The sequence below is a fragment of the Moorena sp. SIO3H5 genome (genome assembly GCF_010692395.1).
In the GTDB taxonomy this organism is placed as follows: domain Bacteria; phylum Cyanobacteriota; class Cyanobacteriia; order Cyanobacteriales; family Coleofasciculaceae; genus Moorena.
Window position 1 is genome coordinate 1 of record NZ_JAAHHS010000311.1, and the last position, 9308, is coordinate 9308.

A 9308-nucleotide genomic window follows, 5' to 3' on the forward strand; every position below is an offset into this window, starting at 1 on the left:
TTGCTAGTGGTTGATGTTTAGATTGTTTGGGAGTCGTTTTTCCTAAATTACCCTGAAGTTGGGACAGGTCTGGTAATTTATCAGTCCTGGAATTTTTATTCTGGCTGATGGATGGTTTTGGTTTAACTTTTGAGGATTTATTTCTGGATATAATCAGCTTACCTGGAGTTTTTATTAAGTTCACGTATCGCTTAAAGAGGGTCAAAATAGACTTTTCTGGCTTCACAGGAATCTTGCTGTTGAATGCTTCTGGTAACTGATGTCTATATTTACGATTAGCAACCGGCAATTCTGACTGATTTCCGGAGTTGGAGGTTGAGGAAGATAAATTTTGGTAGTGGTCATATCCATCTGGGTTGCCCCATAAATCATTATCAGATAACCAAGGATCAAGTTGATCTGATTTAGACCGAGATGGTGTTGAGGTGGATGGTTTTAATGACGGGGAAAGTGGAGAAAGATTATGTGCTGATAGCTGATGGGCTTCTGGGTATAAATCATTGCTATTTGCTCCTGGTAAACCCTCTCTATAACCAGAAGGAATTTCGTAGTGCTCTGAGGAACCACTCAAAGTAAAGTTAGATGGTTTTCTACCAAAGAAATAGTCAATCGCAGCATAGATTAAGCTTAAGAGTTTAAATCGGTTAGTCTCAAATCCAACCGTTACCTCCTCTGAGCTATCACCCTTAATAAATGGTTTTTGCAGGGCTTGAATCAGCTGATTAGTACTCTGGCGAAGGGTTAGGGGGATTTGCTTACTCACTTTAACCACCACTTCCGATCGTTTTACTAATTGGTGTGATTCCAGTTCAAGCAATTTGTTATCCAGGACAGTTAATAGGTCTTGAATTTGGCTAGAAGGTGATAGCTGGAATGGTTTGGGTTTAGATTGTCGGTGATTAGAGGTGGCTGATTGACCCTTGGAAACAGCTCTAATGATCCTCGATTCCCCGAAAAGATTAATTGCGATCGCTACAGGACTAGTTTGCACCCAGGCCATTAATCGCCAGAATAGCCTGATGGGTAGAAAAATAGGGGGGTGATCTAAGGTAGCAAGGGAAGGGGATGGTTTTTTGCCGCCTAAGGAGTGGGCTAAACGCCATTTACGCAGTAAGTCAGCCAGCTCCCAACTGATTCTGGATATTAGTTTTTGCTGCTGCTGGGGTGTTAATATATCCAGAATTTGATTTTCCAGTGTCACCAGCACTATACCCCGGTTGTCCAATAAGCAAGCCACTCCCTGAATCCGTATATACCCATTAGTCCAGCCTTGAACTGGGGTTTGATTTCCGTTTGCCCATTCTCCTCGGCTTACACCATTTCCGTTAAAAAGGCTTACGGGTTCCTGGTTATTTAGGGATGTTAGCCTTTGCCGTTCCAGTAGGATAGGTTGCCCGTTATTGAGGCTTACAGGTTGCCCGTTAGACGGTTTCAGGTTGTCTAGACCAGCGTCAAGGGTAAACTTGCTAAGGTTCAACTCTTGTAGCACTCGCTTAATTGCTGTATCTGCTTCTGGCGGTGTTTCTTGGGGCTGCGTGTGGCTAAATGTCCCTAATTGGGGCAATCCAGCTTTTACCGAAGAGGAGATTTGACGCCCAGCGGATAAACTAGCTTGCACCAGTAGGTAAACCGGATAAAGTAAAATTTGTCCTCCCCATACCCCTGCAACCTTAACATGGCGTATTGTACGTTGAACTTGGTCAGCAAACCGTTGAGATTGTCGATTGATAAAGTTAAACAATCTACTGCGATAGGGACCTTTGGCAGGGGAAGACATGATGGTTATTGTTTGGGTGAGGGATTAGCTAGCTGATAGACATTTAAGCTCGATTGTAAGCATTCAGCGGTCAGCGGTCAGTGGTCAGTAGTCAGCGGTCAGTGGTCAGCGGTTTGCCTTTGACTATTCGCGTGTGCGTAGCACATAAGCTGATAGCTGATAACTGTCAATAAAGCACAAATAACAAATTAATGATAACCTGTTGCTTATTTAAAATTGAATATTATTCCGTTATCAAAAAAAACGTCAAATCCTCTCCCCTACTCTAATAACAAGAGAATTTCAATGAAGACTAGTTGATCAGGTACACAGAACAAGTTTCTCTATTCCCTATTTCCTATTCCCTATTCCCTGCTCCCTGCTCCCTCCCAGAACGAAAGTACCTCAACGAATTGAAAACCGCTGTCAACCAAATGGATCAGATTAAGATTATTGATGGTATTAATGATGCGATCGCAAAACTCCGTGGTTTAACTCAAACCAATGTTCAGCAGGGTTGGCGATACTGTAACGGAGATATTCCTTACCCTGTGGCCACTCAACCACAGACCTGGGAGAATTGGTCAATAGCCCAACGTAATCACAAGGATTACATTACTTGGTCTGCTGGAAGACAAGTGATCTGGTTGAGTCAACGATTCCTAGTGCCCCAGGATTTGCAGCGCTATCCTTTAGCGGGCTTAGGATTACGTTTGGTATTGACCTGGTGGGCAGAATCGGCAGAGATTTTTCTCAATGGTCAGCTGGTACAAGAGGGAGATTTGTTTGATTCCTCCACACGGATACTGCTCAATTCAGCAGTAGTGCCAGGGGAAGAGTTTGCGGTAGCCCTAAGGTTGGTTAGTCCTGGTCATGATATCGGTGGATTAATGCGATCGCAAATCCTCTACGAAGCCACCAATGATGATATCGATCCAGGCTTTGTAGCTGATGAATTGACTATCTTACAAAAGTATAGCGCTAGTTTTAACCCAGAACAATTAGCGACTCTAGCTAAGGCTGTGGCTGAGATTGATTGGGAAATGGTGTCACAGCCGACAGAATTTATGCGATCGCTTACCCGATTGCGCGAACAACTCAGTACAATTGAAAATTCAAACTTCAGAATTCAAAATAGTCAAAACTCTATCCAAATGCTAGGTCATGCTCACCTTGATCTGGCTTGGTTATGGCCAGTGACCGAGACCTGGGACGTAGCTGTGCGTACCTTTGAATCAGTATTAAAGCTACAGGAAGAATTTCCAGATTTCACCTTTTGCCATACCACCCCTGCCCTTTATGCTTGGATAGAACAGCATCGCCCTGACTTATTTAAACGGATAAAACAACAAGTGGCTGCTGGTCGCTGGGAAATTGTGGGGGGGATGTGGGTAGAACCGGAATTAAATTTAATTGATGGTGAATCAATTGTCCGACAAATCCTCTATGGTCAACGTTACGTCCAGAAAACCTTCGGTCAGTTAAGCACAGTGGCATGGGTAACCGATAGTTTTGGCTTCTGTTGGCAACTACCGCAATTGCTCAAACAGGGTGGAATTGACTACTTCGTTACCCAGAAGCTGCACTGGAACGATACCACCAAATTTCCCTACGGTGCTTTCTGGTGGCAGTCTCCCGATGGCAGCCAAATCTTCAGCCTGATGTCTCCCCCTAACGTTGCTGGTGTTATGGATACAAATCCCATTACTATGGCAAGCTACGCCATTGATTGGGAAATTCAAACCTCACTCAAAGATGCCTTTTGGTTACCTGGTGTAGGAGATCATGGCGGTGGTCCCACCAGGGATATGTTACAAGTAGCAAGACGTTGGCAACAATCCCCATTCTTCCCAAAGCTGGAATTTACCACCGCCAGTGAGTATTTTTTAAAGGTTAGTAGGTTGTTCGCGTTCGCGCAGCGTCGGCTTTGCCGAAAGCGTGGCCTTTTGGCCAAGGTTAGCAGGTTGAAAAGCCAAACTACTAAAGAGATTCCGGTCTGGAATGATGAACTCTATCTAGAATTCCATCGGGGTTGCTATACCACTCACGCTGACCAAAAGCGCTATCTACGTCGTTGTGAGGGTTTATTGTACCAAGCAGAACTGTTTGCAGCCCTTAAAACCATTGCGACAGGACAAGCCTATCCTAAGACTCAACTGGAGGAAGCCTGGAAAAAGGTCTTATTTAATCAGTTCCACGACATCTTACCAGGAACATCGATTCCGGAAGTCTTTGTAGACGCTAATCAGGCTTGGCAGGAAGTCGAGGAGGTGACGGGGGAGATATTGGAAGAATCATTAAATGCGATCGCATCCAAGATCAGCCTGCCACCACCACCAAAACCCAATGCTCAAGCCATTATTGTCTTTAATCCTCTCAATTGGCAGCGTTCAGAAGTAATTGCTATTTCTTTAGCTGTTACTTTACCTGTTTCTATACCGGTCGGGTCAATTGAATGGGAAGTGTATGACTGTTTTGGGGAAAAGATAGTCTCTCAAGTTAGGCACGATCAAGCCCAGCACATCCAAAACCATGACAATAACAATGACAATCTCTCCTATTCTCAAATAGAATTGCTGTTTCTAGCCAGTAATATTCCTTCGGTAGGATATCGCGTGTTTTGGTTGTGTAGCAATACTGAGCACTTGACCATAGAGCAACCTCCCAGTACCCGATTGCCGATTGCCGATTCCCAAGATTATGATCCCCCCCAGCCCCCCTTAATAAGGGGGGAGCCATACTCAAAGTCCCCCTTTTTTAAGGGGGATAATGGGGGATCTGCGACCCAGCCCTTAATAAGGGGGGAGCCATACTCAAAGTCCCCCTTTTTTAAGGGGGATAATGGGGGATCTGCGAGTTGGAAGACACCCCCTAGGGGTGGGTACCGATTCCCAATTCCCGATTCCCGATTCCCGATTGAAGATTTGGTCTTAGAGAATCAATACCTACGAGTAGTGGTAGACCGAGAAACTGGAGAGTTGAGTAGTGTCTTCGATCAGGTTAATCAGCGGGAAGTGCTTAGTGGTCCTGGAAATCAGCTACAAGCTTTTGAGGATAGTGGTCAATATTGGGATGCATGGAATATAGACCCAAATTATGCTGACCATCCTTTGCCAACCACTGAGCTGATCGGGATCGAGTGGATTGAAACCGGAGTATTGGGTCAGCGTTTGCGAGTGGTGCGTCGGCTAATGCGATCGCAATTTTGTCAGGACTATATCCTCTCAGCGGAATCTCCAGTCCTCAAAATTGCCACTACCGTAGACTGGCAAGAACGCCATGTATTAGTCAAAGCTGCTTTTCCATTAGCCATTGATGCTGATTATGTGTCCTATGAGATGCCTTGTGGGGTAATTCAACGTTCTACTCGACCCCAAACCCCTGCTGAGCAAGCTAAATGGGAAGTACCTGCTCTGCGTTGGGCAGACTTGAGTGATCAAACCTATGGTGTCAGTTTGCTTAATGATTGCAAATACGGCTATGATGCCCAGGCTTCCCAATTACGTCTAACATTGCTTCGCTCTCCCACTTGGCCCGATCCTGAAGCTGATCAAGGCATCCACCAATTCACCTATGCTCTGTATCCTCATCAAGGCAGTTGGCGTTCTGCAAATACAGTTAAGCTAGCATACCAACTTAACTTACCCTTTCTAGGGTTACTTTGGTCTTCCAGCAATAGTGCTGTTATCAATAATAATCTCAGTAATAATAGTCAACCTTCTTTACCATCAACCGGACAACTATTAAACTTGTCAGCCAAGACTCTAATTTTGATGGCACTTAAACAATCCGAAGATATCCCTGATCAATGGATTCTCAGGTGTTATGAATCTCATGGGGAGTCAGCGAATTTATCCTTAGTCAGTGATTTGGGATTAAAAATAGTTCATCTAGTTGATTTATTGGAAAGACCTGTGAGTTTATCAGAACCATCATCTGATGAAAAAGTAGTTAAGATTGAGCCTTGGAAAATAACTAGTTTAGCAGTTGAATCTATAATTTAGAAAGGAGTCGGGAGGTAAGCTATCAGCTATCAGCTTAAGCGCTACGCGCACGCTACGCGAACAGTTATCAGCTAAAGGCTGAGGGCTGAGGGCTGACCGCTGACCACTGACCGCTGAATGCTTAGCTATTTCCTAATCTGCACTGGCATAATCAAATAGGTCATCTTCAATCCCCCTAGAGGCTTAAAAATTACAGGACTATTAGCTTCATTCATATGCATTGAAATCTCAGAGCTAGAAAGCGCTTTTAAGCCATCAATTAAGTACTTAACATTAAAAGCAATTTCCAAACTATCACCCGATATTTCTACTACCATTGACTCCTGACCACTACCCAAATCTTTTGCCTCTACTGAGAGGTTAAGCCGCTGGTTAACACTATCAATATTAAACTTAACAATATTATTTTTCTGATCAGCCAACACAGCAATCCGTTCTACTGCACTCAGTAATTGACGGCGATCTAGAATGATCTGACGCTCAAAGTGTTTGGGAAGCAGCTGATGATAGGAAGGGTACTGTCCTTCCAAAGTTCGGCTTGTTAAACGCTGTTCTCCCCCTTGACAAACAATCTGACCAGGCTCAAACTGAATCGCAATATTATCCTGAGCTTCAGCCTTAGATACTATCCGCTCCAACTCCCGTAAAGCTCTAGCTGGTAACGTAAATTCTAGGGGGAAATCATGATCATCCAATTCTTGAGTAGCTTTAGTCGTTGCACTTTCCTCTATTCTCCGATTAGTTTCCACAACTGCTAGTCGGTGACCATCCGTAGCAGCAAATTCCAAGTTGTCCGACTTTACAGTAAGGTGAACCCCCGTCAGCACTTGCTTAGTTTCATCAGAACTAGTGGCAAATAAAGAACCCTGCAATCCAATTTTTAAGACTTCTACAGGAAGATGAACGGCAACGGATGCATTAACTTCCGGCAGTTCGGGGAATTCCTCAGAACTCATTCCTCGAACCTGATAACGTCCAGTAGCTGAGGTTAAGGTCACAATCAGGCTATCACTGTCTGTACCTTTAGCATCATCCTCTAGAGTAATTTCCCCTGAAGGTAGACGAGAGACAATATCATTGAGGAGTTTTGCTGGCAGGGTAATTTCCCCTCCTGTCTCAACGTCAGCCTTAAAGCTAGTCTGGATACCCAGGCTAAGGTCGAAAGCAGTTAGTAGCACCCGCTGATTTTTTTGGTCTGCTTCTAACAAAACATTACCCAGCACAGGATGAGTAGGGCGAGAAGGGACTACCCGACTCACTAGTGAAAGGTTTGTATTGAGGTCACTTTGACTGCAAACCAGTTTCATGATTGGTTTTCTAATGGGGCTTGCTTTAGCAAAGAACTATAGTACTCGATTAGTACTGTTTCTACAAAACCACTTCAAAAACCTAAGTATATGCCCTACGCGCAGGCTACGCCAACAGTGGTCAGTGGTCAGGGGTCAGCCTTCAGCTAATAGCTACCTGTAGGGTGGGCAAGGTTTTGCCCACCCTACTACCCATGGATGCTGTGTGTAAGTCCTAACCTCAAGTAGCGATGCAGCGCGTAGCCCATAGGCTAATAGCTTACTCAAAAACAATAGCGCTATACTAATTGGACTAGTAATCCATATGTGGAAAAAGTTGTGGAAAAATTTGCTGATTTTTCCACAGAGCATTTATACTCAGAAGCCAGATATTCCGGCAGTAAACTCGATCATAGCATCAAGCTCAAGCCGTTCATTGACAAGGTTTAATTAAAAGTTAATTAATTAACAAGCTTGAATTAATCAACTTTTAATTAAAATATCGCTTTATAGCCTAATCAGGTATAGAGTATTTTTCCTTCCGATTCCCGATTCCCGATTCCCGATTCCCGATTCCCTACTCCCTGCTCCCTACTCCCTGCTCCCTAAACGCCAAGACAAAAGTACCTCAAACGTCGCTGATAATTGCTATAAACACGTTTTATTTTTGGTTTTGACTCCTGGCTGTCAGATTTATGCGATCGCTTAACTGAGAAAGTTTCTGAGCTAACTCATCATCTTTTTCCCGCAGCTGAGCAATTTTATCGCAACTGTACATAACTGTCGTGTGGTCTTTGCCACCAAATTCTTCCCCAATTCGGGGTAGGCTCAATTCTGTATGCTGCCTCATCAGATACATTCCAATTTGCCTAGCCGAACTAATTTCTCGCCTCCGAGAGCTACTTTTTAAGTCTTCTACTGAAAGATTAAACGTATCGGATATAGTACTTAAAATCACTTCAGGAGAAGTCTTAATCTTCTTGGTCGGTGGGTTCAAAATCGGTGCAATATTTTCCACATTCATTGCTAACCCCGCAATCGACACATAAGTCACAGCTCTAATTAAAGCTCCCTCTAATTCTCTAATGTTAGAGGTGTAGCTAGCAGCAATATACTCAACTACATCGTGGGATAGACGTATATTTTCGTCCTCTGCCTTTTTTTGCAAGATAGCCATCCTGGTTTCTAAATCCGGTGGCTGAATATCAGCGATTAACCCCATAGAAAATCTGGAACAAAGGCGTTCTTCCAAGCTATTAATCTGATTAGGAGGACGGTCTGATGCCAAAACAATTTGTTTACCAGCTTCGTGCAAAGTATTGAAGGTGTGGAAAAACTCTTCCTGAGTATATTCCTTACCTTCAAGAAACTGAATATCGTCTACCAAAAGTACCTCAGCTGTCCGATAATGTTCTCGAAAGCTCTGGAGACTATCCTCGCGAATAGCAGAAATTAAATCATTAGTGAACTGCTCAGTAGAAACATAAAAAATTTTAGAGTCTGGGTTATTCTCCAAGCGGTAATGACCAATTGCCTGCATTAAGTGAGTTTTGCCTAAACCAACACCACCACAAAGAAACAGAGGGTTAAACTCCCGTCCTGGATACTCCCCTACCGCCAAAGATGCAGCATGAGCCATGCGATTATTAGGACCAACCACAAAGCGAGAGAAAACATGCTTAGGATTTAACTTAGACGGTCTTGGCTGGTTTTTAAAGGTATTTTGGGAATGATTAGTAGCTACGGGAAATGACCAGGAAAAGTCAACCTCACCAGTCATTGAGTGATTGTCTCCTGTAGCTGTTGTGAAGTGAATTTCCACTGGTTGACCTAAAATATCTTCCACGACATCAGCAATTTTTTTAACGTAATACTTCTGCAACCAATTTCTGGAAAAGGGATTGGGAGTGCGAATCACCAAGCAGTTATTGTCAAGCTGTTGAGCAGTAGTTGTTTCGAGCCAAGTTTCAAAGGTGGGCTGACTCAGTTGTAGTTTGAGACGTTCTAATACCTGAATCCATAGTTGTTCTGGGGAAATTTTCACCGTTTTTCTTCTACCGTAGTCAATGGTTTCTAAGCTAGATGTCATGAGCAACAGCCCACACCAAAAGAATAAAAATTCCTTTCCCTATATCCAACTCCCCAAAACGGTTTACCGATTTTCAGCATATGAAGGTACTGTTTGAGCATTTGATCGAATAAGCTTGACGGATATAGACGTTTGGCTTTTACTATGGCGAGTGAAACTCTACAAATTGCTCA

At 43.6% G+C, this 9308-nt stretch carries 3 protein-coding genes and 1 pseudogene; 1 reads left to right on the top strand and 3 read right to left on the bottom strand.

The features are described from left to right. A pseudogene (locus tag F6K52_RS26375) lies at positions 1 to 1777 on the bottom strand (hypothetical protein); the annotation flags it as partial. Positions 1778 to 2073: 296 nt separating this feature from the next. On the opposite strand from F6K52_RS26375, the gene F6K52_RS26380 reads away from it, so the two are divergent. After that, positions 2074 to 5760 carry an alpha-mannosidase gene (locus F6K52_RS26380; RefSeq protein WP_364419775.1) on the top strand — a complete coding sequence of 1229 codons (3687 nt, stop codon included), beginning with the start codon at positions 2074 to 2076 and terminating at the stop codon, positions 5758 to 5760. A 125-nt stretch (positions 5761 to 5885) separates the two neighbouring features. Here the strand turns inward: F6K52_RS26380 and dnaN are convergent, their stop codons facing one another. Beyond that, positions 5886 to 7067: a DNA polymerase III subunit beta gene (gene dnaN, locus F6K52_RS26385; protein WP_293085274.1), complete on the bottom strand. Its 1182-nt coding sequence runs from the start codon at positions 7065 to 7067 to the stop codon at positions 5886 to 5888. Between the two features lie 640 nt (positions 7068 to 7707). After that, entirely contained in the window at positions 7708 to 9090 is a 1383-nt protein-coding gene (dnaA, locus tag F6K52_RS26390) for a chromosomal replication initiator protein DnaA (protein WP_293085280.1), read from the bottom strand. Positions 9091 to 9308 lie beyond the last annotated feature (218 nt).